Origin of the sequence: Aquabacterium sp. NJ1 (assembly GCF_000768065.1) — a bacterium.
Lineage (GTDB): Bacteria > Pseudomonadota > Gammaproteobacteria > Burkholderiales > Burkholderiaceae_C > Aquabacterium.
Genome location: NZ_JRKM01000001.1, coordinates 778527 through 805239, shown reverse-complemented (window position 1 = coordinate 805239; position 26713 = coordinate 778527). Strand labels below are relative to the sequence as shown.

20 protein-coding genes are annotated in these 26713 nt (G+C 60.4%); 5 read left to right on the top strand and 15 right to left on the bottom strand.

The genetic code is table 11. The features are described from left to right. Positions 1–48 precede the first annotated feature (48 nt). From nadA to JY96_RS03380, 13 genes are all read right to left on the bottom strand, one after another. Positions 49–1191, bottom strand: coding sequence for a quinolinate synthase NadA (nadA, locus tag JY96_RS03440; protein ID WP_081961007.1), 1143 nt, complete (start codon positions 1189–1191; stop codon positions 49–51). Further along, the gene (locus tag JY96_RS21905; RefSeq protein ID WP_052162090.1) at positions 1188–1949 is read right to left on the bottom strand and encodes a phosphatase PAP2 family protein; all 762 of its coding nucleotides are present in this window, start codon (positions 1947–1949) and stop codon (positions 1188–1190) included. The genes nadA and JY96_RS21905 overlap by 4 nt, the downstream gene beginning before the upstream one ends. Next, positions 1939–3735, bottom strand: a complete 1797-nt coding sequence (locus JY96_RS03430) for a glycosyltransferase family 39 protein (RefSeq protein WP_081961005.1) — start codon at positions 3733–3735, stop codon at positions 1939–1941. The genes JY96_RS21905 and JY96_RS03430 overlap by 11 nt, the downstream gene beginning before the upstream one ends. A gap of 31 nt (positions 3736–3766) precedes the next feature. Next, complete coding sequence (locus tag JY96_RS03425; protein WP_052162089.1) at positions 3767–4798, bottom strand: glycosyltransferase family 2 protein; 1032 nt, start codon at positions 4796–4798, stop codon at positions 3767–3769. A 34-nt stretch (positions 4799–4832) separates the two neighbouring features. Next, positions 4833–5888, bottom strand: a complete 1056-nt coding sequence (locus JY96_RS03420; RefSeq protein WP_081961004.1) for a lysylphosphatidylglycerol synthase transmembrane domain-containing protein — start codon at positions 5886–5888, stop codon at positions 4833–4835. Positions 5889–6015: 127 nt separating this feature from the next. Beyond that, entirely contained in the window at positions 6016–7425 is a 1410-nt protein-coding gene (locus tag JY96_RS03415) for a TIGR03013 family XrtA/PEP-CTERM system glycosyltransferase (RefSeq protein ID WP_035034970.1), read from the bottom strand. A 281-nt stretch (positions 7426–7706) separates the two neighbouring features. Continuing rightward, positions 7707–8792, bottom strand: a complete 1086-nt coding sequence (locus tag JY96_RS03410; protein WP_035034968.1) for a glycosyltransferase family 4 protein — start codon at positions 8790–8792, stop codon at positions 7707–7709. 56 nt (positions 8793–8848) lie between these two features. Next, positions 8849–10987 (bottom strand): XrtA/PEP-CTERM system-associated ATPase, encoded by a 2139-nt coding sequence (locus JY96_RS23505; RefSeq protein ID WP_035034965.1) that lies wholly within the window; start codon positions 10985–10987, stop codon positions 8849–8851. A gap of 13 nt (positions 10988–11000) precedes the next feature. Further along, positions 11001–12488: a TIGR03016 family PEP-CTERM system-associated outer membrane protein gene (locus tag JY96_RS03400; protein WP_152606348.1), complete on the bottom strand. Its 1488-nt coding sequence runs from the start codon at positions 12486–12488 to the stop codon at positions 11001–11003. Then, positions 12469–13401 carry an XrtA-associated tyrosine autokinase gene (locus JY96_RS03395; RefSeq protein ID WP_035034960.1) on the bottom strand — a complete coding sequence of 311 codons (933 nt, stop codon included), beginning with the start codon at positions 13399–13401 and terminating at the stop codon, positions 12469–12471. Before JY96_RS03395 ends, JY96_RS03400 begins: the two co-directional genes overlap by 20 nt. 8 nt (positions 13402–13409) lie before the next feature. Further along, positions 13410–14960 carry an XrtA system polysaccharide chain length determinant gene (locus tag JY96_RS03390; protein ID WP_035034958.1) on the bottom strand — a complete coding sequence of 517 codons (1551 nt, stop codon included), beginning with the start codon at positions 14958–14960 and terminating at the stop codon, positions 13410–13412. A 17-nt stretch (positions 14961–14977) separates the two neighbouring features. Further along, the gene (locus JY96_RS03385; protein WP_035034956.1) at positions 14978–15610 is read right to left on the bottom strand and encodes an XrtA/PEP-CTERM system exopolysaccharide export protein; all 633 of its coding nucleotides are present in this window, start codon (positions 15608–15610) and stop codon (positions 14978–14980) included. A gap of 213 nt (positions 15611–15823) precedes the next feature. Beyond that, positions 15824–17338 carry an oligosaccharide flippase family protein gene (locus JY96_RS03380; protein WP_035034953.1) on the bottom strand — a complete coding sequence of 505 codons (1515 nt, stop codon included), beginning with the start codon at positions 17336–17338 and terminating at the stop codon, positions 15824–15826. 140 nt (positions 17339–17478) lie between these two features. Between JY96_RS03380 and JY96_RS03375 the strand changes: the two genes are divergently transcribed. The 5 genes from JY96_RS03375 to JY96_RS03355 all read left to right on the top strand — a co-directional run bounded on the left by JY96_RS03375 (position 17479) and on the right by JY96_RS03355 (position 23609). Further along, positions 17479–18504 carry an acyltransferase gene (locus JY96_RS03375; RefSeq protein ID WP_035034950.1) on the top strand — a complete coding sequence of 342 codons (1026 nt, stop codon included), beginning with the start codon at positions 17479–17481 and terminating at the stop codon, positions 18502–18504. 118 nt (positions 18505–18622) lie between these two features. Continuing rightward, entirely contained in the window at positions 18623–19867 is a 1245-nt protein-coding gene (locus JY96_RS03370) for an O-antigen ligase (protein WP_152606347.1), read from the top strand. A 76-nt stretch (positions 19868–19943) separates the two neighbouring features. Continuing rightward, positions 19944–21179, top strand: a complete 1236-nt coding sequence (locus tag JY96_RS03365) for a hypothetical protein (RefSeq protein ID WP_200883425.1) — start codon at positions 19944–19946, stop codon at positions 21177–21179. Beyond that, the gene (locus JY96_RS03360; RefSeq protein ID WP_081961002.1) at positions 21179–22363 is read left to right on the top strand and encodes a glycosyltransferase family 2 protein; all 1185 of its coding nucleotides are present in this window, start codon (positions 21179–21181) and stop codon (positions 22361–22363) included. The genes JY96_RS03365 and JY96_RS03360 overlap by 1 nt, the downstream gene beginning before the upstream one ends. A gap of 46 nt (positions 22364–22409) precedes the next feature. Further along, positions 22410–23609, top strand: coding sequence for a glycosyltransferase family 4 protein (locus tag JY96_RS03355; protein WP_035034944.1), 1200 nt, complete (start codon positions 22410–22412; stop codon positions 23607–23609). A 59-nt stretch (positions 23610–23668) separates the two neighbouring features. Here JY96_RS03355 and JY96_RS03350 read toward each other — a convergent pair whose 3' ends face one another. Both JY96_RS03350 and JY96_RS03345 read right to left on the bottom strand, forming a co-directional pair. Beyond that, a complete protein-coding gene (locus JY96_RS03350) occupies positions 23669–25012 on the bottom strand; it encodes a hypothetical protein (protein WP_152606346.1) in 1344 nt (447 codons plus the stop codon). A 212-nt stretch (positions 25013–25224) separates the two neighbouring features. After that, the gene (locus JY96_RS03345; protein WP_035034941.1) at positions 25225–26706 is read right to left on the bottom strand and encodes a right-handed parallel beta-helix repeat-containing protein; all 1482 of its coding nucleotides are present in this window, start codon (positions 26704–26706) and stop codon (positions 25225–25227) included. Between the last annotated feature and the right edge of the window lie 7 nt (positions 26707–26713).

The following is a 26713-nucleotide window of genomic DNA, read 5'->3' as shown; positions in this document are numbered from 1 at the left end:
GAGCAGGTGCCAGGCTGGGGCGACAGATCAGCGGCCAGCCGGGGGCGATCAGGCCGCGCCGATGTTGGGCACGAAGCCTTGGGCCGGCTTGGTGATGGCCGCGGGGTTCTTGGCCACGAAATCGAGCATGCGGTCGATGCAACCATGGGCCTTCACGCGGATGGCTTCGTCCACAGTGATCTCGCCGGTGCCTTTCTCAAGGCAGTCCAGCACGCCTTGCAGGCCGTTCATGGCCATCCAGGGGCAGTGCGCGCAGCTCTTGCACGTGGCGCTGTTGCCAGCGGTGGGCGCTTCGATCAGCACCTTGTGGGGTGCCATCTGGCGCATGCGGTGCAGGATGCCGTTGTCGGTGGCCACGATGAACTCGGGCGCGTCGGACTCGACCACGGCCTTGAGCAACTGCGAGGTCGACCCCACCACGTCGGCCTGGGCCACGACGCTTTCGGGCGATTCGGGGTGCACCAGCACCAGGGCCTTGGGGTGGTCCTTCTTGAGCAGGTCCAGCTCTAGGCCCTTGAACTCGTCGTGCACGATGCAGGCGCCGTTCCACATCAGCATGTCGGCGCCGGTTTCTTTCTGGATGTAGCGGCCCAGGTGGCGGTCAGGCGCCCACAGGATCTTCTCTCCCTGGTCCTTCAGGTGCTTGACGATGGACAGGGCGCACGAGCTGGTCACCATCCAGTCGGCGCGGGCTTTCACGGCTGCGCTGGTGTTGGCGTAGACCACCACCTTGCGGTCCGGGTGGGCATCGCAGAACTTGACGAAGTCTTCAGCAGGGCAGCCCAGGTCCAGCGAGCAGGTGGCGTCCAGGTCGGGCATCAGCACGCGCTTGCCGGGGCTGAGGATCTTGGACGACTCGCCCATGAACTTCACGCCCGCGACGATCAGGGTCTGGGCGCTGTGGTCACGGCCAAAACGCGCCATCTCCAGCGAGTCCGACACGCAGCCGCCGGTTTCCTGGGCCAGGTCCTGCAGGTCGCCGTCCACGTAATAGTGGGCCACCAGCACGGCATTGCGCTCTTTCAGTAGGGCCTTGATGCGCGCCTTGATCTCGGCCTTGGCCTCGGCGCTCAAGGGCGCGGGCACCTTGGCCCAGGCGTGGGCCGTGCAGGTCGCACCATTGGCGTCCTGCAGGTCGTAGTCGTATGAAACCGAATTGGCGGTGTTGGCGGAGGTAGGAGCGGAACTCATGATCTCGAACGGGAAAGACGGCGTCGATCAACCCAGGCTACCAGTTCACACGATAACCATATGGCGTAGAAGGCAAAGATGATGTCGCTGAGGAAGTGCCCCCCCTGCATCATGCGGCCCATGCCCACAATGCCACCAGCGAGTGTGCCAATCAAGAGCCAGCGGCGGCGCCAGACGGGGCCACAGGTCAGCCCCAGGCTCATCAAGGCGAAACCTGCTGCGGCATGGCTGCTGACAAAGCTGCGGTGGTGGGCGGGGTCACTGCCCGGGTTGAAGGGGCCGCGGTAGGTTTCCTGCCCGCCGAATTGCTCGACCTGAACCGGGCGAGGGCGGCCCATGAGGCCCTTGCAAAGCCCCTCGATGACCAGCCCATTGCCCAGCAAGGCCGCGCAAACGGACACGGTAGCCAGGTGGCGCCAGGGGCCTGTGCTGCGCTCAGCCAGATCCGGATGCCCCGTCTTGCGGAACAATCGGCCGATCCACGGGGCCAGCAGCGCAAACAGCGCCAGCACCACGATCAAGCCACGGCCCAGCCAGGGCGTCCAGTCATACAGCGCGCGCACCAAGGCGTCATCGCGGTGAAAGAAGCCGTGCTCGGCACTGTAGTAGTTCACGGACACCAGCAGATCCAGCCCCGGGAACTGGGCAAAGATCGCCAGCGAAAAGAACAGGCCCGCCCAGATCAGCCGGGTGTCCAGCTCATCAGGGTTGTCTGCCTCAAGATGACGCCGCGAACGACGCCGGAACTCACTGTCCATCAGGTGTCGTGTCAGGTCTGTCCGCACCACTTTGTTCCAGGTAGCTCTTCTGGTCATAGCCCAGGAAGCCACGCAGGAAGAACAGGTGCATTTCCACATTGCGATCAGGCCCCACCGCGATCTGGGTCGACTTCAGCGGGCGGATGATGGCAAAGCGCTTGGTGATCTCGTCAGGCTTGGGGTCGCTGGTCAGCAGCAGCACATCGGCACCCACCTTGTTGGGCAGGCTGCGCGTCATCTCGTAGTGATCGTGGCGTTGCCCCTTGGGGTTCCAGGCCAGCGTCTTCACGTTGTAGCGGCGCCAGTGGTAAGCCGCCTCGGTGATCAGCAGGCGTGAATCCGTCAGCACTGGCAGGCCCGTCACCACGGGGTCTTCCAGCTCAGGCGCCAGGTCGGCAAAAGCCTCCTGCCAGCCGCGCATGCGCACCAGCACATCGAACTTGGAAGGCAGCGTGGGCCCGACGATATCGCGCAGGTGCAGGGTGATGGACGTCAGCACGAGGTTGGAGGCCAGCACGGCCACCAGCCAGCCGGTGGGGCGGGGCGAGGCCAGCGGCACCAGTGGCCGGCTCAGGCGCGAGGCGATCAGCAGCGTGAAGCCCACCATGGACGGCGCAGCCCAGTTCACATGCGCATCGGCATACAGCGCCTGCACGATGGCCACGATCTGCAGCGGCAGGCTCATGGCCCACAGGAAGCGGTAGCTCGACACCGAGGCCAGGTAGTAAGCCGAGTTGCGCACCACCGGGCGTTTGACAGGCGTGCCATCAGCTGTGGCGCCCGGTTGGCTCGAAGGCTGCGCCTGGGTGGAGTGCTTCCACTGGCTGGGCGGCATCATCTGGCTGGATGATGCCCACTGGCTGGTCGGCGCCGTGTTCGGGTTGCTCGGTGCGGGGGTGCTCTTGAACAGCCACAGGCCGGCGATCACTGCCACGGGGCCCAGCATCAGCACCTGCCCGGCCAGAAAGACCAGCGTCGGCAGGATGCCGCCCGAGCGATCGGATTGGGCCGTCAGCTCGACGGTGTGCTGCATGGTCGGGAAGCCATTGTGGGCATTCCAGATCAAGTTGGGCGACAGCAGCGCCAAGGCAATGGCAGCGGCCAACCAGGGCCCGAGCCGGAACACGCCGCGCTCGGGGCCATGCACGGCCCACAGGGTCCAGACGGCGGTCAAGGCGAACGCCGCCATGGTGTACTTGCCCATCAGGCCGATGCCGCATGCCACGCCCAGCAGCGCCCAGTGGCTCATCCGGTTGGTGACCTGCGCGCGCCACAAGGCCCACGAAGCCAGGGTCCAGCACAGGATCAAGGGTGCGTCTGTTGACGCGAACATGCCCATCAGGCCCACCATGGGGATGGTCATGAACAGGGCGCCCGCCACCATGCCGGTGCGCACGCCGCTGCTGGTTGGCCAGAGCGCGCGCGCCAGCCCGACCATGCTCAATGCGGTGGCCGGGTAGAGCAGCATCACGATGGCCTTGACCCCCAGCACGCCCGAGCCGAACAGGGCCGTGCTCAGCCAGATCAAGCCAGCGATCAAGGGCGGCTTGGAGAAGTAACCCCAGGCCAGGTGCTTGGACCAATCCCAGTACTGGGCTTCGTCAAAGAACAGCGAGATGCCCGAGTGCTTGACCACCCACAGCCGGTACACAAACAGCACGGCGACCAGCGCCAGCAGTTTCCACATGCGTGGCCCCCAGATCTTGGGCCAGCGTTGCCCGGATGGGCGTTTGGCCACTGGTGCAGCGCCAGTGGAGACAACTAATGCATTGGTGGGTTGGTTCATGGTGTGGGGTCAATGACAACAACAAACAGCGTCAATGCGGCTGGTGCCAGGCGGTGTCGGCATGCAGCTGGGGCGCTTCACTGGTGTGATACGGCGCCACTTCGCCTCGGTCGTAGTAAATGCGGATCAGCAACTCGGCCAGCACGCCTGTGGTGAGGAACTGCAGCCCACCCAGCACGCAAAAGAAGCCCAGCCAGAGCAGCGGTCGCCCGCCGATGTTCTGGCCGAGCATTTTCAGCACGGCCAGGTAACTCAGGATCAGGCCACCCACGAGCCCGACCGCGAGGCCCACGCCACCGAAGAAGTGGCCCGGGCGCCCGGAGAAACGCAAGAAGAAATTCACGGCCAGCAAGTCCAGCACCACGCGCAGCGTGCGCGAAATGCCGTATTTGGATTCACCCCGCGTGCGGGCATGGTGGCTCACCGGTTCTTCGGCCATGCGCGCAGGCGAGGTCACCGTGGCCATCCAGGCCGGGATGAAGCGGTGCATCTCGCCATACAGGCTCACGCGCTTGAGCACGCTGGCGCGGTAGGCCTTCAGGCTGCAACCCAGATCCTGGAACTCCAGTTGCGTGATCTTGCGGATCAGGCGGTTGGCGATGCGCGAGGGCACCTTGCGCAGCCACAGGCCGTCCTGGCGGTTCTGGCGCCAGCCGGCGACCAGGTCCAGGTCTTCACGCAGCAGGCGTGCCACCAGCTTGGGGATGTCCTTGGGGTCGTTCTGCAGGTCGCCGTCCAGCGTCACGATCACATCACCGCGTGCGGCGTCGATGCCCGCTTGCATGGCGGCCGTCTGCCGGAAGTTGCGCCACAGGTGGATGGGCCGCACATGGGGGCCGCGCAAACGGGCTTGCTCATCAAGCACCTTCTGGGTGCCGTCGCGGCTGCCATCGTTGACGATGATGAGCTCCCAGTCGAAGGGGTAGTCGCCCAGCGCCTCGTGCATGGCCGTGACAAAGGGCTCGACGTTATCGACCTCGTTGTACATCGGCACCACCACGGACAGGCGGTGGTTGGGCACGGCATCGGTAGAGACGGGCTGGGCCGTCGCGGCAACATTCATGACTTCACTTTCTAGCAAACAAACCCGCCCCCGCTCAGTCAGGCAGACGAGCAGAGGGCGTACCCTGACGCAGACGAGGCTTGTTGGCCCAGGTCAAGACAGATGCCAGTGCGCCCGCCAGGACAGCGCACAGCAAGAAACAGACGTGCAGGGCCAGTGCCGCACTCACGGCATGGGCCAGGGCCGTCGATTGTGGGGGAAGATGGGCAGCCATGCCGGCCCAGACGCCTGCTTCGTACGTGCCGAAACCGGCAGGGCCCTGCAAGGGTACGATGGCCGCCAATTCTCCACCCAAAGCGCCTGCCCACGAGGTCAGCCAGGGGGCGGTGCTGACGGCCGACAACAGGCAGGCGCCAGCGGCCAGCTTGAGGCTCCAGTTGGCCAGCGTGGCCAGCCAGGCCAGAGGGTGATGGTGTTCCGGTTCGAGCAAAGCCTGCCTCAGCTTCAGCATGAGACTCGCCAGTTTGCCGGACGCCTGTGTTTCGCCTGCGTGGCGCGCGAACCAGCGGCGCGACCAGTGCCCCAGGGCCAGCCAGCCAGCGGCCATGCCTGCAAAGCCGGTGAGGCGCATCCAAAGCGGGAGGCCGGGCCACAGCAAGAGCCCCAGTACGGCGAGGGTGATCACGTCCTGCACGCGCATCCACAGCAGGCAGGCCACGGCACGTGCCACCGGCATGCCCAGTTCACGGGACGCGAGCCAGGGGAAGCTGAGTTCACCTGCGCGCATGGGCAGCAGGTTGATGGCCGCGTTGTGCATCAGGATGACCCGCAAGGCATCGGTACGCACACCGAGCCAGCGGTGAGGCGCCTTGTGATGGCCTTCCAGGTTCAGCACCACCTGCAGGCGTGCCGCCCGCAGCACATAGCTCACCAGCAAACCCGTGAGCGTGAGCAGCCAGGTCAGCCAGTCGGGGCGCTCAAAGGCCTCCGCAACCTGAGCAAAAGGGGTGTGCGCCAGCAGCCAGGTCAGCAAACCCAGGCCCAAAGCCCATGCCAGCCCCTTTTTCAGCCAGGAACCGCTCGTGGCGCCGGGGGCTGAACTGGGGGGCGTGCTGGCTTCAGTGGTGTGTACGCTGGGTTGATCTGTCACAGGGCGGTGCTAGTGCGGGCAACCTGGCATTGTCCTGCAACTTGACGCAGGTCTGAAACACCACCCCCTGAAATGACGGTGGCGCACCAGAGGTGCGCCACCGAGGGAGGGCCGCCGCAGTGTGGCCTCAGTGAGCGCCTTCGCGGAAGAGCACGACGCTCACAGTCTCAAAGATCACCAGCAAATCCAGGAACAGGGAGTTGTTCTTCACGTAGTACAGGTCGTACTGATGCTTGTGCAGCGCGTCTTCGACTGAAGCACCGTAGGCATAACGAACCTGGGCCCAACCCGTCACACCAGGCTTGACGCTGTGGCGGATGTCGTAAAACGGGATCTGTTCCTTGAGCTGTGCCACGAAGCTGGGGCGCTCGGGGCGAGGGCCCACCATGCTCATCTCGCCAGACAGCACGCTGAACAACTGAGGCAGCTCGTCAATGCGGGTCTTGCGGATGAAGGCGCCCACGCGGGTGATGCGCGAGTCGTTCTTGGTGGCCCACACCGCCACGCCATCCTTTTCGGCGTCGGTGCGCATGCTGCGAAACTTCAGGCACATGAAGCTCTTGCCAGCCAGGCCCACACGCTCCTGACGGTAGATGATCGGGCCGTTGCTTTCCAGCTTGATGGCCAACATGGTCAGCAGCATGATCGGCGAGGCCAGCAACAGCAGCACCGAAGACGTCACCACGTCAAAAGCACGCTTGACGATGATGCGGGTGCGGTCCTGGGCAAAGCCGCGGCCATAGACCAGGAAGCTGGCCTTGAGGCTGTCAACAGGCACTTCGCCCGTCGTCTGCTCGTAAAAGGCGGCCAGGTCCATCACGGGAATGCCGTGGATACGGGCCGTCAGCAATTGGTCCATCGGCACGTTGCCGCCGCGTTGCTCCTTGACGGCCACGATGATCTGGTTGATGTCGTGCTTGTGCACGATGTCGTCGATCGAGGTCGAGCGGGAGAAGATGTTGAAACGCTTGTCCTCAGCGGGCAGAACGGATTCGCCAGCGGGATAGAAACCGATCACGGAGTGGCTGCGCAGACGGCGGGACTTCAGGTCAGCGGCCACAGCGTGGGCTTCCTGGCCGGTGCCGATGATCAGCACGCGCTGTTGAACCAGCGAGCCGCGCCAGGCGGACATCAGCAGGCCGCGCACGATCAGCAGGCCGATCATCAGGTAGGCGACAGCAAAACCCATCAGTTGCTGAGCCTGGTTGCCATCCACCACCGTTTTGACGGCCAACTGGTAGGCAATGGGGGCGCCCAGCAGGCAACCCAGCACGGCGCGGCCCAGCTTGGCGCGAGCGGTTTTACGCTCGGAGCCCTCGCGGTACACGCCAACCAGACCGCAATGCAGCGGAATCAGGAGCGCAAAGCCCAGCCCCGAACGCAGCGCGCTGGAGATGCCAAGTGACAGATTGGCGTCGCCATAGAGGTGAGCAATGGTGAGAGAACCCAACACGATGGCCAGGAAACTGGTCAGGCTGTCTGCCAGCAGTTCAGCCAATGTCGCAATCGAGATGTGATGCTGAAAAACCCGGAGCATGATCGCCTCTCTTAGAGACCAGGCCGCAGCAACATGTGCGACAACCCAACCCAAAGTGGTAAGTTTTTGTAATGGGGGGATTGTCATCAAAGCACGGCTCCGGCATAACCCTGCGTTCAAGGGGGGGCACCCTAGAACTGGGGGGGAGACCGTGGATTCCGTGAATTTGCCGCACTTTCCATTCACCCTTTTGGGTGATTTCAGATACACCTTTTGATTTATTTGTAACTGATGTGACTTTGTGAACTTGCGGGTTGTTTCAGTTTGACGAGCGGGCTCGGTCAATCTTTCAGGATGCGCCGATAAATGGCTTCATACAGGCTGCTGGTTCTCTCGAACGAGAAGTCCTGGGTGACCCGTTTGTAGCCCGCTTCACCCTGGCGCTGCCTCAAAACCGGATCCGATACGAGTTGTGCGATGGCTTGGGCCAGGGCGTCCGCGTCGTCCACCGGGGTCAGTTTGCCGTGCTCACCGTCCAGCACCAGTTCCGGGTTGCCGCCCACGGGGGTGCAAACCACCGGCAGGCGGTGTGACATGGCCTCCAGGATCGACATCGGCAGGCCTTCTGCGCGCGAGGGCAGCGCGAAAATATCGGAGGCCGCCAGAATATCGGGCACATCGTTTCTGAAACCCAGGAAACGCACGTCTTGTGGCCCCAGGCCCAAATCCCTGGCCAATTGCTCGACCCGGGCGCGTTCAGCACCATCACCCAGGAACAGGGTGGTCACAGGCACACCATTGTTTTTCATGGCCGCCGCAGCTTTGACCAGCACGTCCTGTGCTTTGACGGGGTAGAAACTGGCCACGTTGACCACCACGGCGCGGTTGCCCAATCCAAGCTCCGCGCGCACCGCGTCACGCGAACGGCCGGCGGCGGCAAATTCGACACCGTTGTGGATCACCTCGGTGGGGCCTTGGTAGCCAATGTCTCCTGCGTGTGTGGCAGTTTCTCCAGACACCGCCACATAGGCGTCCACCCGCTTCCATTCAAACGGGCTGCCTTTTCGGATGATCCCTTTGGTTTGCGCGTGGTCGGTAAACAGCAGCCGTCCACCCGACACCAGTTTGCCGACGGTGGCGTAGCGCAGCGAGGTCGGGTTGTGGCAGTGCACGATGTCTGGCGCCTGCCAGGCGAAATGCATGGCGCAATGTGCAATGCGCGCCAGCATCGGGCCGTGGTTGATCAAGGTGACAGACAGGTTCTTCTGGGCGGCAATTTCAAGCAGCGGGCCGTCGTTGAGCGACACGATGGAGGCGGCGTGCCCGGCTTTGATCTGTGACTCGGCCAACCGCAGAACGAATTGCTCCATGCCGCCACCCTGCAGGCTGCTGACGGTGTGAATGATGCGCAGGCTTCTGGAAGTCATGAGGCGAGAGGCTGGAAGCGGGAAAACGGGGAGGCTGGCAGGCTGGGTGGTGGCACTCAGACGGTGGTGACCAGAGATTCCCGAGGTGCGCGCAGCTTCCACCAGGCGGCCATGTGCTCGGCCACGCGATTGGCCGTCATGCCATCCCAGAACTTGGGCAAGCGGCCCTTCTTGCCGCCCCCGCGCAGGATTTCGGCAATGGCACGGTGAATCAGGCTGCTGTTGCAGCCCACGGCGATGTTCGTGCCTTGTTCCACCGTGATGCGCCGCTCGGTGTAATTGTGCAGCGTCAGGCAGGGCACGCCCATGATGGTCGCCTCTTCCTGGACGGTGGATGAATCCGTGAGGATGCAGGCCGCCGTGCCCACCAGGCCGATCATCTTGTAATAAGGCACAACGGGCAGCAAGGCGAGATGGCTGGCGTCGACGCCTGCCAGCAGATTGTTCTGCGTGATCAACTGGTGTGTGGTCTCGCTGGCCACCCAGATCAAGGGCAGGTCTCTGCAGATCGATTTCAGGATGGCCACCAGGTCGGTCAATGGCAGCAACTGGCTGCCGATGCCGGATGCGGTCAGGTTGACCAGGCCGTAGCCGTGCTTGTGCTTGAGGATGTCCGGGGACTGGCCGAACTGCCTGAGGGTGTATTTCGGCGGCGAGGCCTGCGGCAGCATGGCCCGGATGCTGTCCATCACGAGGTTGCCCACGAACTGCACGCGGTCGGCCGGGATGCCTTCCCTGGCCAGGTTGTCGTGCGCGACCCATTCAGACGTCAGCAGGAGATCGGCCATGTGGTCGCACATCATGGCGTTGATTTCCTGCGTGCGGGTGCGGTCGAAACTGCGCAGCCCCGCTTCCAGGTGGATGATGGGCAAGCCCTGGCGGTGTGAGGCCAGTGAGGCGGCGAGCGCGGCGTCATCCCCGCCCTGCACGATCACGGCGGCCGGGTTCACCTCGGACAGCAGGTTGTCGAGCTGGCGCAAGGCGTCGGCAAACTGCCCCACGGTGGAGCCGGGCGGCATGCGCAGGGTGTAGTCCGGTTCGCGGATGCCCAGGTGCTCCTGCCAGTCCGCCGTCAGCTCAAACTGGCCGGGCGCGCTCAGCAGCAGCATTTTCAAGGCAGGCAGATCGCTGCGCGTGGCAAAGGCCTTCTGCAGGGCAGCAGCACGGACGCAGCCTGTGCGTGAGCCGACGACCAGCAGGAAGGCGTGTGTCTTGGGGCCACGCGTGGCACGAGGCTGCAGCAGCTCGTTGGTGAAGCGCGGCGCATCGGCTTGCTGGCTCACGCTGTCGGTGAGCGTGGGCACCATCACGGGCCGCAGCGGTTCCTGCACGGCCGGCGTGGCGCTGGGCGTGGGGTCAGCCGTGCGCGATGTGGTGGGTTCACCAATCTCGGCGCGGATTTCCATGGCAATGCGGGCCACATCCGTTGACGTGATGGTGTTGCCTTCCGCGAGGAAGGTGGCCAGCAGCAGGCGGTTGCACAGCAGGTTGATGCGACGCGGGATGCCCGACGTCCACTGGTAGATCTCGTCGAACGCGTCGTCATCGAAATGCGGGTGGTCCTGCCAGCCGACCTTCTTGAGCCGGTGCTCGATGTAGCGGCGCGTTTCGTCCCGGTCCATCGGGCCGAGGTGGTAGGACGCGATCACGCGCTGGCGCAACTGCTCCAGGCTGCGCGACAGCAGCATGTCGCGCAACTCAGGTTGACCGATCAGGAAGCTTTGCAGCAGCGCCTGGTTGCCGAACTGGAAGTTCGACAGCATGCGCAACTCTTCGATGGCGTCGCGGCTGAGGTTTTGCGCTTCGTCGACGATCAGCACGGCGCGCTTGTTTTGCGTGGCCAGCAGGGTGAGGTAAGCCTCCAGCGTGGCGATGAGCTCAGCCTTGGTCTGCCCTCTGGGCGGGATGCCGAATGCCGTGATGGCCGAGCGCAGCAGGTCACCCGCTTCCAGCTGGGTGCTCACCAATTGGGCAGCCACGACCTTGTCGTTGTCGATGTCATCGAGCAGCGTGCGCACCAGCGTGGTCTTGCCAGCGCCGATGTCGCCGGTGACCACGATGAAGCCCTCAGCCTGGTACAGGCCAAACTTCAGATAGGACAGGGCGCTGCTGTGCCCCCGGCTGTCAAAGAAGAAGCTGGGGTCCGGGTTGAGCAGGAATGGCGCGCCCGTCAGGCCAAAGTAGGACTCATACATCCTGGGTCATTTCCTAGAAGCGATGCCCCAAGCCAACAAACACGGCGGATTCGCTGCTGGTGTTGGTCGACGGGTTGTGGGTGAGTTGTCGCTTGAAGCCCATTGTGGCGGTCGTGTCCGACATGAGCCTGGTGCTCAGCCCGATTCGCGCGACGAAGTCTCTGGTACCAGTGACCGTGCCCGTTGTCATCGTGGATCCGCGCGTCCACCGCAGTCCTCCGGTGAGGTTGCTCAGTGGGGTCAGTTTATGCACGGCCTCGGTGTCGAAAAAGTATTCCTTGGTTCGCTGAATAGGCGAGCCATTGACGGTGACCGGAGTCAGGCGCTCGATCGGCGTGGTTCTGGTCAGGCCCGCACTCAGGTTGAGGCTGTCTCGACGACCAGTGAAGACCGTGCGGCCGACGGTGGTCTCGCGTGTCACGGCGCCGAGGTTGAGGGCCGTGGCGGACGCAGGCGGGGTGGCCTCGGCTTTGCGTGTCGAGGTGATCCCGAAGGTGGTCCAGGGCATCTTGCGACTGAAGTCCAGCTCCCACTCTCTGCCAAAGACGCTGTGCTTGAGCGTGGCGTTGAGTTGGGTATGTTCATTGGGTTGCCATTTGAGCTGAGCACCACGAATGGCGCCGCTGATGGACTGGCCTTCCAGCTGGCTGGACTCACGACCCAGAATAGGGCCAAGGGCAAACTCGGGCGCGAGCGCATACAGCAGCGAGGCGGAGGTCGTTTTGCGCGTTAGCGCAGAATCAGGCACGCCAGAGCCTGCCGGCGCAAAGATCGGGCTCTTGCTGTAGGTTGCGTCCAGCGCGTAACCCAGCCTGGCCGGGCGACGCTCCCAGCGAATCTGGTGGTTGTCCTCCATTCCTCGATCGTCGACCGCGCTCGATCCGTTGGAAGATGAGTGAATCCAGGTGCGCCTGAGCCGGGCCAGCAGGGAGGATTCGCTGTCAAACTCCCTGAGGTAGAACGGGCTAAGGCTCAGCCGCGTGTTGGTGGTCGTGTTGGCCGTGTTGTTGGCATCGGCGAAGGTGCCAACGGTTGAGGAAACCTGGTCGGCAGACAAGGATGCGTCGAGGCCTGCCTCCTTGCGATACAGGTCTGTGTGCAGGTCAACCAGACCGGAAGGCAGGACCCGGCTGGGTTGCGAGTTTCGTGCGTACTTGACCGACGTGAGGCGCCACTGCCCTTGCGCGCGCGAGTGGGCGCCCTTGACGTTGAAGTTGGCGCTGGCCGATGCACTCAGAATGGTGTCGCTTCTGGGTGGGCCATAGGTAGCGGTACCGTTGGCGTTGTTGGTCGCCGTGAGCATCACGTCCACCACGGGCTGGAGTTGCATGACTTGCTCGGGTTGAGGCCCTTGCTGAGCAGGCTCAGGCTGCATCGGCAACTGCATCTGCCTGGGTGACTGCGCGGGTATTTGATTCTGGGCTTGGGCTGGCACGCAACCCGCCAGCAAGACCAGCATCAGGATCAGGCAGGGACCTGACTCACGGTGCATAGTAGCCATAGGTGTTCCTGCCCTTGGGGCCGCGGTACTTGTTGAGCATGCTCAGTACCACCGGATGGCTCTCCACCGTGGCGAACGCCTGTTGTACCGAGCTGGTAGGGGTCTTGCCCGACTCTACAACCATCACGACTTGCCCCATATGGGAAGCAAGCACGCGCGACTCTGTCGTTGAAAGCAGCGGTGGCGTGTCGAAAATGATGACCCGGTCCGCATACTTGCTGGCGAGTTCTTCCAGCAACTCGTCCATGGCCGTGCTGGCCAGCAATTCTGTCGAGCGCGAACTGGCTGTACCTGCAGGCAACAGCGTCAGCTTCGGGATGTTGGTCTTGAGCAGCACATCGGACAGAGCCAGGCTTTTGTTGGACAGGAGATCCAACAGACCTTTTTGTGCGGCCACGCCCATGCGCTCCAGCACCGCTGGCCGCAACACATCAGCTTCAACCAGCAACACCGTGTGGTCCAGTTCCATGGCGATGCTGGTGGCCAGGTTGATGGCGGTTTGGGTTTTGCCCTCCCCCGGCAGGGCACTCGTCACCATGATCAGATTGGCGCGATGCGGCCGCACGGCGATCTGGCCCCGTACGTTTTCCAGCAGCGGGCGCTTGATGATGCGGAATTCTTCTTCCAGCTGCGAGCGAGGGTCCCCAGGTACCAGCAGGTTGGCTCGCGACATCTTGCGCAGATCCAGCTCGACCTCACGGCTGCGGCGCTCCCGCGCAGCGCTTGTTTCCTCTGCGGCGGATGCTGTATCGAGGGCGGGCTGGGCCGAGGGCTGCGCGGTGTGGAGGGGTTCCTCGTCGCCCGTGTTCTCTACGGTGGGCGCAGGCTTGTCTTCTGACGCGATGGCGGCAATGTCTACCCCGGCACGGCGCAGTTCTTCCAGCCGTTTGGCGGCACGTTCAATGGTGCTCATCTGTAGCCTCAAGGAAGAAGTTGCCGGCCGACGACCACCAGCCAGACGATGTTCAACAGCAAGAACGCCGCCACATTGATCATGAAGAGTCTGTTGTCTCTGTCGACCGCCTCACGCGCGGCTGGGCCGATGACGACCGAGACGCTTCCCAGCACGGGGCGGCCACTGATCTCCTTGAGTTGCCGGGTGTCGTTGACCGTGCCCATGAGTTGGTTGATCAGCAATGTTGAGCCGACTCCTGCACCTATTGCTGCGATGAGGGTCAGAAAGGCCACCACGATGCGGCTGGGTTGCGATGGCTTCGGGGATACGCGCGGTGGCTCGACGACCCGGAACTCGGCAACTTTGGTGGTCTGGTCGATTTTTTCGCCCAGGGATGCGGACTCTCTGCGGGAAACCAACTGCTCGTAGTTCTTGCGGACAATATCGTAGTCACGGTTCAACTGGGCCAGTTCGGCCTCCACCTCAGGCATGCGTGAGGCAAGTGAGCGTGACTCCGAGAGCTGAGCTTGCAGTGCCGAGGTCTGGCCGCGCAGTGAGGCGACCTTGGCTTCCGATTCGGCCAGTGCCATGCGGATACGCTGGAAAACCGGGCTGGTCGGGGCTGGGCGCAACTTGCCCCCGCTGGCGCGGAGTTTGGCATCGGCTTCCAACTTGCGTTGGTTCTCCAGCTGCTGGATGTTGCGCTTGACGGCAACCACATCAGGGTGTTCGTCGGTGTAGCGACGGGTCAGATCATCCAGCAAACGTTTCTGGGCATCGAGTCGCGTCTCGGTTTCTGTGGCCTGGATGCCCATGTTCGGGCCCAAGGCCTCTACCGGGATGGTGGGATCTTCGCCGGCGAGCTCCCTTCGAAGGGCATCACGTGACTGCTCTGCTGCCTGCAGCTCAACCTTCAATCGGTTGAGCTCCTCGGTCGTGCTCGACATGCGGGCAAAATAGTCCTTGTCAGAGGTGCCGGTCAAACCGAAGTTGCGCAGCTTGAAATCCTTGAGCCGGTTTTCCGACTCGGTGAGCTTGGCCTCATACGCCTTGATCTGGTTGTCCAGGAATTGACGCGCCTGCTCCGAGTCACGTTGCTTGTCCACGATGCCAGAGGTCACGAACAGCGACACAAGTTCTTCCACCACCCGTTGAGCTCGCTGGGCATTGATGTCTTTGTAGGTGATGGAAAACAGATTGGCATTGCCGCTGGGTGTCACCTTGATGTCTTTGGTGTAGTGGCTGATCACCTTTTCCCGGTCAGCATCACTCAGGCCTTGCAGACCGATACGCGGCGAGGAAACCAGGCGTTCCATATTGGGACGACTGATCAGTGTTTTGGCCAGCATGCTGACTTGCTGGTCCACATCAGGCTGGAAGGCCAGGCCGGTCATCAGCGGTTTCAGCACGGTCTGGGTGTCTACAAACACCCGTGCAGAGGCTTCATAGCGATCCCGCATGACAAAGACAGCTGCCGCCCCCAACAGGGCAACGGCCCATGCCGCAGCTGTGCCAATCCACCGGTACCGCCCCATCGCGGACAAGGCACCGTGAAACTGTCGTAATACGTCGTCCATAGAGTTGGTCGATGGCCTCAGAACCAGCTTTGGGGAACGATGATGATGTCTCCTGGCCGGATGTCGACGTTGGCCGAGATGTCGCCACGCTTGAGCAGATCCTTGAGCCTGATGCTGTATTGCTTGCCCGACTCTGCGCCACGAACCAGCACAGCACCGTTGCCATCAGCGAAGTCCGTCAGGCCACCAACCTGGATCATCACGTCCAGCAGCGTCATGTTCTGGCGATAGGGAACCGACTGAGGTTTGGCGGCCTCGCCCACAATACGGATCTGCTCGGTGCTCACGCCTTGGAAATTGTTGACCATGACCGTGACCACAGGTTCACGGATGTACTTGGCCAGCGCAGTTTCGATTTCACGAGACAAGTCAGCAGGTTGTCGGCCCGCGGCGACAATATTTTCAACCAGCGGCAAGGAGATTCGACCATCGGGCCGCACCGTGACCGTGGTGGACAAGTCAGGATTGCGCCAGACCACAATATTGAGTTGGTCCAGTGCGCCGATTTTGTACAGATGATCAGGACTGACGGCCTTCACAGGGGCCGCCGGATAGCGTTCGAAGGTGCCGCACGCACTCAAACCCATGGTCAGGGCAGCAACAGTGGCGATACGAAGCGCGGCAAAGGAGGGGTGGGCAGTTGATTGCATGGATTGTTCTTCCAGTTTTCAAGCCTGTTGTGAATGCGAGAGCCTCTGGCTTGCTTGGGTGCAAGCCGTAAGCATAGGGCTAATTCAGCGACTTCGGGCGGGAATTGATGCCTTGCGCGACACCCCATTCGGGCGTGTGTTGCCCCCTTGGGTTCAAGCTCGCTGACGCGCTTTCGTCGTTACGCCTGGACTTACGGTCGATGCGGTATGCGCTTACGTCCCCTGTCGGGGTGCGCTGTCATGAAATCGCTGCACGGCCGACCGTATGGGAGCAGGCAATCGAGCCAGAAGCGGGTTCAATTCCTTCAAATCCTCTTTTGACCACGCGCCCAGGACAAAGGTGGCGGGCACATAAATCAAGGTGAAGATCAAGCCGCACGCAAACTCCATGATGGGGTTGTGCTGCCACAGCAACAGCGGCGAGATGCAGCCTATTGCAAAAATGGCGGCCAGAAACAAGCTGCCGAGGGCTTTGATCGGAACATGAATGGCATTCATGTTCCTTTTAATTTGCCACGTCATCAGCAGGAGAATGGTGATGCGCGTGATGGCGTGAGACATGACAGCGCCGGTCAAGCCATATAGGGGAACCAGCGATACCGACATCACCACGCTCACCACAATGGACATCATGGATGTCTGCGCCCAGAGTTTCTGATTGTCGGTTGTCGAGAGTAGTGCGCCGAAAGCACCTTCGGTCAGGGTCAATCCGCCGATAAGCGTCATGACGCGCAAAATATTGACCACAGGCTCGTATTTGTGGCCGTACATCAGCAAGATGCCTGGTTCCGACCAGAGCATGCCGACCCCGGCCAGCAGCAAGCCCAGGAAGGTGAAGTAGCGCAGCGCACGGCTCAGGACGGCGTTCACACTCTGGATGCCGCCCTCGCCGTAGGCGTGGCTCATGAGTGGCATCAGCATGGTGGTCAGCACGGATGAAAGCAGGTCAACCCCGCCCCGAGTCAATGCCGTCGAGATGGAGAAGTAGCCGACCTCGGCTGGGCTGGTCAGAGCGCTCAGCAGGAAGGTTTCCATGGTCTTGTTGCTGAGTGTGGCGACCACCACGAGCACGATGGTCCACTTCAGGTGGGGCTTGAGCCTGGCGAGTGTGTCAGTTCGACAATCGACGCTGCCGGGTTGGATCTGTTCCTTTGTTGTGAAGTATTTCACCATCAGCATATAGGACGCGCTGATGAGTGCGAAGAATATTGCGAAACTGTTCAGTGAGGCGTGGATTAAACCGAGTATCCCTGCGCCAACTGTGTAGGTCACAGTCGCGATCATGTTGGACCACGACTCGACGGAGAATTTTCTGTAGCCCTTGGCGATGGATATATTGAATATATAGAATGATTTGCACGCCACGCAGACGGCGATGATGGCCACCAGCACGATCGTGCTGCCTGCCCAGCCTGCAGGTTTGAAAAATAGGGTGGAAATGGTGAAGAGGGTCAGTACGATGGCGACGCTGAAAACTTGCTGTTTTCTGAGCCATCGGTGCACATTTCTGGCTTCCTCCAGTTCTCCCCGGCCTGCATACTCGGAGATGAATCTGATGCCTGAGACGCCCAACCCGTGATTGCCGATCACGACCAGCAGGCCGGAGAGCCACACGAGGTAGGCATACTGCCCATAGTCATTCGGCCCCAGGCTTCGCGCAATGATGATGCTGACAACAAAGCCCAGAACGGTGGTGACGTAGGTCGAGGTGGCAATCAGTGCAGCCACTCGGAGGTTGGATGTAGGCTTGGATGGTGTTGCCATGCTTGGGGTGCGAGATCCGAAGCGGCAGTTTTTGCTGCAACAGAGAGGTGGCTCGTTGTAGGATCGGTGCTGCCGAAGTGCTGGCATTGTATAGGAGGGGGCGGATGGCGCAGCGCCGATATCACCAGATCGATTTGCTCAGATCGGTGGCGTGTGTCATGGTTGTGGCTTTTCACTATCTCTGCAGGGGGCATCAGGGGGGCTGGGTGCCATTTGCCAGCCCGGATTCTTTGCGGCAGATTGTGAAATTCGGGTATCTGGGCGTGCCGCTTTTCTTTGCCATCAGCGGCTTTGTCATATTTCTGTCTGTGCAAAAAGGTGATGCCCGTACGTTTGTTGCCTCCCGCGCTGCGCGACTTTATCCCGCATTCTGGGTGGCCATCATTTTGACGACGGCAGTGGTTCGTTGGGGCGGTGACGTCAGCCTTCTTGTCCCGTGGCGGGATGTCCTGATCAATTTCACCATGGTGCCTCAGTGGTTGGGGGCCGACTTGGTTGATGGCGCCTACTGGTCACTTGCAGTGGAGTTCCATTTTTATATTTTCGTCTGGTTGCTGTTGAGATTTGATGTGCTGCGACACATCAAATCCATCATGTGGGTTTGGTTGTTTGTGTCATTCTTCAATTATTTTCAATCGTCGTATCTGATTGAGAGCCTTTTTGAGGCATCGTGGGCCCCGTTTTTTTGTGTGGGAATATGTGCTTATTTGATGCGCGAGGGGGATCGCACGCAAGGCGTGCATCTGCTTTTTCTTTTTGCGGCGGTGTTGGTGTTGATGTACGTGCGCAGTCGTGCCGGTCAGGTGGCTGATTTTTCCGGCCGGGATGTTGCCGCGGCTGTTTTGCTCGGAAGTCTTGTCCCAGTTGCTTTCTGGTTGATTTCTCGTCAGAAGTTTGAGGTGGCAGGTGGATCTGTTTTGTACTGGGCTGCAACATTGACCTATCCTGTTTATGTGCTGCATGAGTACATGGGCTACGTGCTCATGTCGCGTTTGCATGGGCTTGGTGTGGCGCCCGCGATATGTGTGGTCGTGGTGTTTTCCGGGGTGCTGGTGATGGCATATCAGGTGCACATCCGTGTTGAGCGCCCTCTTGCTGGCTTGATCAGAAAGGTTGTGGCGGGTGGTTAGTGCGAGCAAGCGAACGGAGGGCATATCCTTCGCGTTTTTTCTTTTTTTGGTATACCTCTTCTTTCTCTATCTACGGCCGGTGGAGTTGTTTGCACAGTGGTTGGTGGACTATCGCCCCATGCTGTTCATCTGGTTGTTTGCGTTTGGCGGGGCAATCACACATGTGATGGTTCACAAGGACGCTGCTGCTGCACCCAGGCACTACTGGCTGCTCTTTGGTTTGATGTTTGCGGTTTTTCTGTCTCTGGCGGTTCGGGGTTTGTTTGGTTATGCATTTTCTGCCATAGCCGAGTTCAGTTCGGCCTTGTTGTTGTTTGTTTTCATGAGCTTCAATCTGCAAAGCATGAGCCGGGTGCGCATGACTTGCATGGTGATTCTGGTGAGCTTGTTCATGCTTGCAGTTGCAGGGATCAATGCATACCACACAGGCTATATGTCTGAAGAATTGGTCATGCAGCAGGGTACCTATAACCCGGCGGTCGAGATTCCCAAGGTTCGCCCGCCTATTCCGGCGCAAGACAAGTCGGGCGCCTTCCTTTGGCGGGTTCGTGGCGTGGGCTTTCTCAATGATCCAAATGATTTTGGTCAGGCTCTGGTGATGGCCATTCCCATGTTGTGGCTGTATTTTCGTCAAGGGGCATGGATCCGGAATATGCTGTTCGTGATCATGCCCAGTTTGGTGATGGGGTATTGCGTGGTCTTGACCAATTCCCGTGGCGCCTTGTTGGGGATTGGGAGTCTGCTTTTCTTTGGTGTGCGCAGCAAGCTTGGTAATTTCAAGACGATCTTGCTGATGGGGGCCGGAGCTGCTGGTGCCATCGTCATCGGGGCCGCAGGCGGGCGTGAAATGTCCTCCAAGGAGCGTTCTGCGGAGGAGCGCATTGAGGCCTGGGTTGAAGGTTTCAATATGCTGAAAGGATCCCCCTTGTTTGGTGTCGGATATGGCCGATTCACGGATGCCTATTACTTGACTGCGCACAATTCTTTTGTGCTGGGGTTTGCCGAGTTGGGCCTTTTTGGTTATTTCTTCTGGATGGCGTTGATTGTGTTGGGCTTTGTTGCGGCAGGGCGCGTTGTTCAATATACGCCGCCTGGGTCGCCCGAAAACAGGGCGGCTCATTTGCTGCGGTCTTCTCTCGTTGGGTATCTGGTGTGTGCCTGGTTCCTTTCCCGTACCTATCAGGCCGTTCTTTATTGTTTGCTGGCTTTGTGTACGGCAGTGTGGATTAATGCCTGCCGCTCGCCAGCTTATGCGGGGATCAAGGAGTTGCATGCGCCTTTGAAATTCTTCAAGACCACCTGCCTTATGGTGGTCCTGTCCCTTGCGGCGGTGCGCGGCTTTATTTTGATGCACTATCTCTGACCTTGCCTTGTACGCAGCACGCGTTTTGGGGCCCTGTAGGCGGGGGGTGGTCTTCTCCTGGGGGGACCTGATAGACTTGTCCAGTCACTCCATATTTGGGCGAGGCCAGTTGCTCGGCTGGTGCGCAGCCCCCCCCCTTCATATGTTTTTAAGCCTCGTATCGCTGGCGGCGCTGGTGCTTTTTGCCTTGCTGTATTGGGAGATCCGTAAAAAAAATCTGCTGGTCTGGCTCGGCAGCTATATAAAACAAGATTGGCGCGCGAGCCAGGAGGTTCAGGGGCCTCGGCATGTGATGTTCTGTTTTGTGGATCATTACGAGCCGCAGTGGCTCAAGCCCTCCTACGAAGTGGAAGTGCAGCGCGTTGCGCGCTGGCGGCAGGACTACCCCAAGCTTTGCGCCGGCCACCGGGATGCTGATGGCCGTCCGCCCGTGCACTCGTTCTTTTATCCCGAAGAGGAATATCGACCGGAGCACATGAACGCGCTGGTCGAGTTGTGTCGTCTGGGCTTGGGTGAGATTGACATCCACTTGCATCACCACAACGACACTGAAGCCGGTTTGCGCGAAAAGTTGCAACGCTTCACGCGCTTGCTGGTGAAGGATCATGGCGCCTTGCCTGTCGACGCCAAGGGGCAGCCACTTTGGTCCTTCATTCACGGCAATTGGGCGCTGGACAACTCGCACCCGGACGGGGTGTGCTGTGGCGTCAACAATGAACTGATCGTTCTGCGGGAAGAGGGTTGTTACGCTGACTACACTTTCCCGGCAGCACCTGATCCCTGTCAGACCAGCACGATCAACAAGATCTACTATGCCAAGGATGACCCGCACAAGCCCAAGTCGCATGACAAGGGGGTGCGTGTGAAGGTGGGGGGTAGTGCCTGGGGTGATCTGATGATCATCCAGGGGCCTTTGGGCTTCATGATGGGGAACCGCAAGTTCGGCATTCTGCCGCGCATCGAGAACGCGGACGTTCGGACAAACAGTCCCGCAACGCCCGAGCGGATTGATGCCTGGATCGAGACCGGCATCCACGTCGAGGGGCGTCCGGAGTGGATCTTCGTCAAGGTGCATACGCATGGCACGCAGGAGCGCGACATCGATACGCTGTTGGGTAGCTCCATGGACAAGGCCTTCAGCTACCTTGAGCGCCGGTACAACGATGGCGTGAATTGGCAGCTGCATTACGTCAGCGCCCGTGAGACATACAACATCATCAAGGCCGCGGAGGCAGGCAAGTCTGGCAATCCCAACGATTACCGCGACTACCTGATCCCGCGCCCCACATTCGTGCCCCAAGCAGGCGCCTGATGCTGACATTGCTCGCCATCCTGGCGCTCCTGGGCGTCGCCCTGTTTCTGTACTCCTACCTGCTTTACCCATTGCTTCTGGCGATGGTGGCGGGCATTGTGCAGTTCAGGCGCGATGTGGCGTTCGCGTTGGCCAAGTCGGAGCGCCGGCCTGGTGGTGAGACGGCGTGGCCGAAGGTCGCCGTGGTGATCGCGGCGTATAACGAGCAAAAGCACATCGCGCAGCGCGTGCGCAATCTGCTGGCACTGGATTACCCCGCAGATTGTTTGAGTATATACATCGGGTCTGATGGCAGCCGTGATGACACCGCAGCCATTCTTCAGCAGTTCGCGGATCCGAGGTTGCATGTGTTCTTGTTCGAAGAGAACCGTGGCAAGGCCAATGTCTTGAACGATCTTGTGTCTCGTGGGCGAGAAGAGTTGATTGTCTTTTCTGACGCCAACACATTCTTCGCGACCGACGCGCTCAAGCATCTGATTCAGCCCTTTCAGGATGAGGCTGTTGGCTGTGTCAGCGGGGAGTTGCACCTGCTTTCTTCGGGGGGTAATAACCAGGATGGGCTCTATTGGCGCGTTGAGCAATTTCTGAAGTTCTTCGAGAGCCGCATCGGCGGTGCATTAGGGGCCAATGGTGCGATTTACGCCATTCGTCGCAAGTTCTGGACGCAGCTTCCCCCGGATACGATCTGTGACGATTTTTGTATCGCCATGAATGTGGCCGCTTTTGGGGGGCGCATCGTGTATACCCCCAATGCTCGGGCGGAAGAGGAGATGCCTGAGTCCATCGGCGACGAGTACCAGCGACGTATCCGGATCGGCATCGGGAACTTTCAGGCCTTGTTCAGAAGCCCCCGGTACTTTTTGAGCACTTCGTGGGGCACCCGCTGGGCCTATGTGTCGCACAAGGTCTTGAGGTGGCTGGCCCCGCATTTGCTGCTGCTGTCGATGGCGGCGTCTTTCTGGTTGGCCTGTCTGTCGTCGGTCTGGTGGTGGTGGGTGCTGCTGCAGACCTTGGGGCTGGCTGTGGCGGTCGTCGCCTATGTGATGCAGGGGAAGGGGTTGGGTTTGCCTTCAGTGTTGAACCTGCTGGCCTTTCTCTTTGCGTTGAATTTCGCCTTCATCATCGCCTCGTGGCGATATGTGTCGGGCTCCTACAGCGGCTCGTGGCGTCGTACAAGTCGCTGAGCTTTGGCTTCGAATAGATCGATTGAGAACATGGGATGTGTCGAGCATGGATGAGAAACTGAGCAAGCTGGTGGAGCGGGTGCTGTATCACCACCGTACGCAGGGTAAGGCGGTTGAGGGGGTGCACATTCGTGGGATCACGGACGCCTTGCGTGCAGACGGCGTGGAGGTGGACATCATTTCTCTGCCGGGCGCTGACCCTTATGCTTCGCCCAAAACGATGTCCCCAACTCGGCAGGCTACCCCGCTGATGAAGCTGGTCGCGCGTTTCCCGGAGCCGCTTTTCGAGCTTACCGAGCTGGCCTACAACGCCGTCGCGGCGTGGCGCGTATGGCGCCACCTGTCCAGCAAAGGCAGGGTTGATTTCATCTATGAGCGTTACTCGCTGTTCATGTTTGCGGTCGTTTGGCTGGCTAAGCTGAAAAAGATTCCGATGATTCTGGAGGTCAACGATTCGGCCATGGTCGAGCGTGTGAGGCCGCTTTACTTCCTGCGCATGGCCAAAGCCATTGAAGGCTGGACATTCCGCAATGCCGCCGGTCTGGTGTTCGTGTCGAGCGTGTTCCGCGACCGCATCCAGGCCGCACACGGCACGATCGCGCCGGCCATCATCACACCCAACGCGGCCAATATCGACAAATTCACTTCGACGCCAGAACAGCGCGCGGCTGCCCGCGCCAAGTGGAAACTTGACGGCAAGGTGGTCTGTGGTTACTTGGGTGCCTTCCTGCCCTGGCATGCAATTGACAAGTTTGTTTTTGAGATCGCGGACCAACTCAAGGCGCGTCCCGATCTGGTTTTGCTGCTGGTTGGCGATGGCTCCACATTCCCGGAGGTGAGCGAGTTTGTGCGCAAGCGCGGGCTGCAGGATCAGGTGATCCTGGCTGGGCGCGTGGCACACGACGATGTGCCGGGCTTGCTGGCCGCCATGGATATGGCCATTTTGCCCAGTGCTGGCGACTACACCTCACCCATGAAACTGTTTGAGTTCATGGCGTGCGGTATCGCGCCAGTGGCCCCTAATTTCCTGCCTATTCGGGAGGTTTTAAAAGAGGGGGTGACGGGGTGGACCTTTACGCCAGGCCGTTTGGATGAGGCGGTGAGCATGGTGCTGTCCAAGAGTGTGGACACCCAGGCGCTTCACCAGGTGGGGGTTGCAGCTCGGGCTTACATTGCCGCGGAACGCCAATGGCGTCACAACGTGGTCCAACTGGTTGAGTTCGTGATGAAGCTCTCCGGGCGTTGAGGTGATTGGTCCGTGCTTCTGGCGCCAGGGTGGTTGCGGCAATGACTGGTCGTGCTGGATCAGCGCTGGTGCGCCCGATCGCATTGCACGCGACCATCCATCCAGGATACCGAGTCGGTGCCCAGTATGGGGCAGATTGGCGTTGTGAGCTTGCCGCGATAAAAGCGTCCATCTGGGCCGTTGTACAAGCTGTACTCAATGCGCTGATCGGCGGCCCACTTTGGCAGGAATTCAGCTTTGTAATAAATCCAGGCGTTGATATATGAGCATGCGAGCAGTGCGCTTGCATAGGCAAGTTTCAGCGCCACATTGCTTAACCCGACTCCGATCACCAGGGTGGTCAAGTAACCGCCGATCATGGATACATAGAGCTCGGATGAGTGAATGTAGATAAGCGGGGCGCAACCACCAATCAACAAGATGGCCAGTAGCCAAAGATTGGATTTGTTGTGGCCTTGTTTGGCAAGGCGCCAGACCGACCAGAAAAATAAGGAAATCATGAGCAACGATGCAGCCATCCAGATCGGCTTCAATGTTGCAAACGACAGAAAGCTGGTTGGTACAGGCGTCAACGGGAACCCGGCCAGCGAAATGAGGTTGGTGCCCAGTTTACTTGCTGACAGCGCGGTGTTGTAGTGCCCTGTCGCGCCAGGCATGAGCGAGTTAAAGGATAATTTAAGGTATAGCCAGAGTGGCGTGGTTGCTGCAACCAGCAGCACTGACGCGATATAGAGGCGATCCAGTGCGCGTTTTTGGTAAACGATGATGGCGGTCACCAGGGGAGTGAGCAATGCGGCGGCCACGGCCAACTCCTTGGAGAACAGCAGGACACAGCACAGCAGGTTGACCAGCGCAGCCCAAGGAGTGACACGCGTTTTTCCGTCGGGCAGCACTTGAGTCAAGAGTACATAAATTGCAGCCGAAAATGTCAGGTTGCACAAGGACTGGCTCACGGTATCCACCTGTGAGATCAGCTGGAACCAAAGCGGGCTTGCGGCGGTGGCGGCAATCCGGATCGCAGGCGTAAATTCCTTTTGGAGAATGGCTTCAATGGTCTTGACTTGCAAGGTTGAGGCCGAGACCGCCATCAGCAGCGATGCCCATGGCCACAACTGAAGGTTCGTCAGATTGGCGGTCTGGACAATGCCATATTCAAAAGGTCGCAAGAAATACTGAAGCGCCAATATCAGGGAGTGCCTGGCTACAGGCGCAAGGGCATTTTTATCGTCGCCCATGTACCCGCCATATTGCCAAGTCATCAGGGTGATACCTGCCACAAGCAAGACAGGTATCAGCCGAGCTGCGGTGTGATTGACTTGCATCGAATGGATTTCCGGTTTAATCAACCGAGTCGGATCGCTGGAATTGAAGCAACCGCCAATCACGCTGATTTGGCGGTTCAAAATACGCTTGGATTATGGCATGGTGCAGTGTGCCTTGAGCAGGTGGCAGGCTCGCTCAACATCGCATGAGCTTGATTTGTGCGACCGCTATTGACCTTGCTGGCTGCAAACGCGATGCGAGCGGAACGCTATGCTGCAATCAGGAAAAAGCCCGGCTCAAGAGGCCGGGCTTGTCATGGTTGTGGATGCGGGCTGTCTGGCGCCGGCCTCGGTCACTTACTTGGTCGTTCCACTGCGCCCACGTCGCTGGCCGTGCCGAATGTGGTGCGTGTCTTGCCCTTGAGGGTGGACATGTCGAACTGGTATTGCACCGGGTAGTTGGTGACAGCGGCTGGCAGTGCCTGAGCCGTGTCCACGATGGCAGAGCCGCTCAGCGGGGTGAGGGTGGCGCTGTCAGTCGGAGATGTCGTGCCCTTGATCAGGTTGGCGAAGCCGGTCAGGGTTGAGGGGACGACGCGACCTGCAGCATCCGTCAAGGCGCTCGGTACCCAGTTCTTGCCCAGGTTGAAGGTGCCGCCAGCCGTCCAGTAGGCGGTGTTGACGTCATCCCAGGCGGCGCGCAGGGCAGGTGAGGTCACCGTGGAAGCGAAGTTGAACACGTTGTTCCAGATCTCGGCTTTTTCTTCCGTGGTGGACAACTGGAAGATGACCGGAGCCGTCAGGGTGCCCGTGATCGTCACGGTGTTGTTGTAGAAATAGAGCGTGCCCTTGCGGAAGATCGGTTCACCCCAGGTGGAGCCTGGCGTGGAGTAGTAGTGGTCACCACCGTAGTGGATGGCCGAACCGGTCGAGCCGTTCTTGGTGATGATGTTGCCGTACACATAGGTGGTGCGGTAATCGGCATAGCTCATCGCCGTGGTGGGGAAGTCTTCTGCCTCAACGAAGTCCAGAGAACGCGAGCCTTCGCTGATGTCGTTGTAGCGAACGATGGAGCCTACCGAGCGGTCCTTGATGGCGCCGCCGTTGGCGCCTGCGCGCTGGGCACCAATGCGGTTGTACTCGTAGACAGGGTGCACGCTCTGGATGTAGAGGTTGTGCTCGTGGTCGTCGCCGACGATACCGTTGCCGTAGATGTAGTTACCGGCGATCCGGAGGTTTTCCGTGATGGTGGAGGTGCCTGCGCCAACTTCTACCGAGCGGGAGTAGATGCCGTTCGTGCAATCGTGGATCACGTTGTCGGCAATCGTGATGTTCTTGCCGCGTTCAACCCAGATGCAGCCGCCAAAGCTGTCGTAAGCCTGCACGACACCCGCCGAGTTGGTGAAGGTGTAGGAGGGATGCGCAGCACGGATCTCCAGGCCATCGATCTGAATGTAGGTGGGGTAAGCGGTGCCCCAGTCCTGGGTGCCCAGGCGGTCCACCATGACGATGGCGCGCTTTTCCTGGATGTTGCCGGCGCTGGCGCCGACATAGCTCAGGCCCTTGCGTGCCACGGCATTCTGACCGTCAATGATGGGGCGTTCGCCGTTGGGGCCCTTGACGCCACAGACGCGAACGGGTGCGGCTGCGGTGCCCTTGGCTGCCAGCAGGATGTGGCCACGATAGGGGTTGGTCGAATAGAAGATGCGAACGGTGTCACCTGCCGTCAGTTTTTCCCAGGGAACCAGATTCAGCGATGCGAGTTGCCCGGTGCCTGGGCCAACCTGGTAGTCCGTGCCTTTGCCGGACGCGACGCAAGCATCAGCAACGGACACGGTGGCG

Bases quoted from the DNA above. Each gene is read 5' to 3' on its own strand.
- JY96_RS03430 (WP_081961005.1), bottom strand. From the start codon at position 3,735: ATGAACCAACCCACCAATGCATTAGTTGTCTCCACTGGCGCTGCACCA.
- JY96_RS03360 (WP_081961002.1), top strand. From the start codon at position 21,179: ATGCTGACATTGCTCGCCATCCTGGCGCTCCTGGGCGTCGCCCTGTTT.
- JY96_RS03375 (WP_035034950.1), top strand. From the start codon at position 17,479: ATGGCGCAGCGCCGATATCACCAGATCGATTTGCTCAGATCGGTGGCG.
- JY96_RS23505 (WP_035034965.1), bottom strand. From the start codon at position 10,987: ATGTATGAGTCCTACTTTGGCCTGACGGGCGCGCCATTCCTGCTCAAC.
- nadA (WP_081961007.1), bottom strand. From the start codon at position 1,191: ATGAGTTCCGCTCCTACCTCCGCCAACACCGCCAATTCGGTTTCATAC.
- JY96_RS03425 (WP_052162089.1), bottom strand. From the start codon at position 4,798: ATGAATGTTGCCGCGACGGCCCAGCCCGTCTCTACCGATGCCGTGCCC.
- JY96_RS03370 (WP_152606347.1), top strand. From the start codon at position 18,623: ATGCTGTTCATCTGGTTGTTTGCGTTTGGCGGGGCAATCACACATGTG.
- JY96_RS03395 (WP_035034960.1), bottom strand. From the start codon at position 13,401: ATGAGCACCATTGAACGTGCCGCCAAACGGCTGGAAGAACTGCGCCGT.
- JY96_RS03415 (WP_035034970.1), bottom strand. From the start codon at position 7,425: ATGCTCCGGGTTTTTCAGCATCACATCTCGATTGCGACATTGGCTGAA.
- JY96_RS03355 (WP_035034944.1), top strand. From the start codon at position 22,410: ATGGATGAGAAACTGAGCAAGCTGGTGGAGCGGGTGCTGTATCACCAC.
- JY96_RS21905 (WP_052162090.1), bottom strand. From the start codon at position 1,949: ATGGACAGTGAGTTCCGGCGTCGTTCGCGGCGTCATCTTGAGGCAGAC.
- JY96_RS03390 (WP_035034958.1), bottom strand. From the start codon at position 14,960: ATGGACGACGTATTACGACAGTTTCACGGTGCCTTGTCCGCGATGGGG.
- JY96_RS03400 (WP_152606348.1), bottom strand. From the start codon at position 12,488: ATGGCTACTATGCACCGTGAGTCAGGTCCCTGCCTGATCCTGATGCTG.
- JY96_RS03385 (WP_035034956.1), bottom strand. From the start codon at position 15,610: ATGCAATCAACTGCCCACCCCTCCTTTGCCGCGCTTCGTATCGCCACT.
- JY96_RS03410 (WP_035034968.1), bottom strand. From the start codon at position 8,792: ATGACTTCCAGAAGCCTGCGCATCATTCACACCGTCAGCAGCCTGCAG.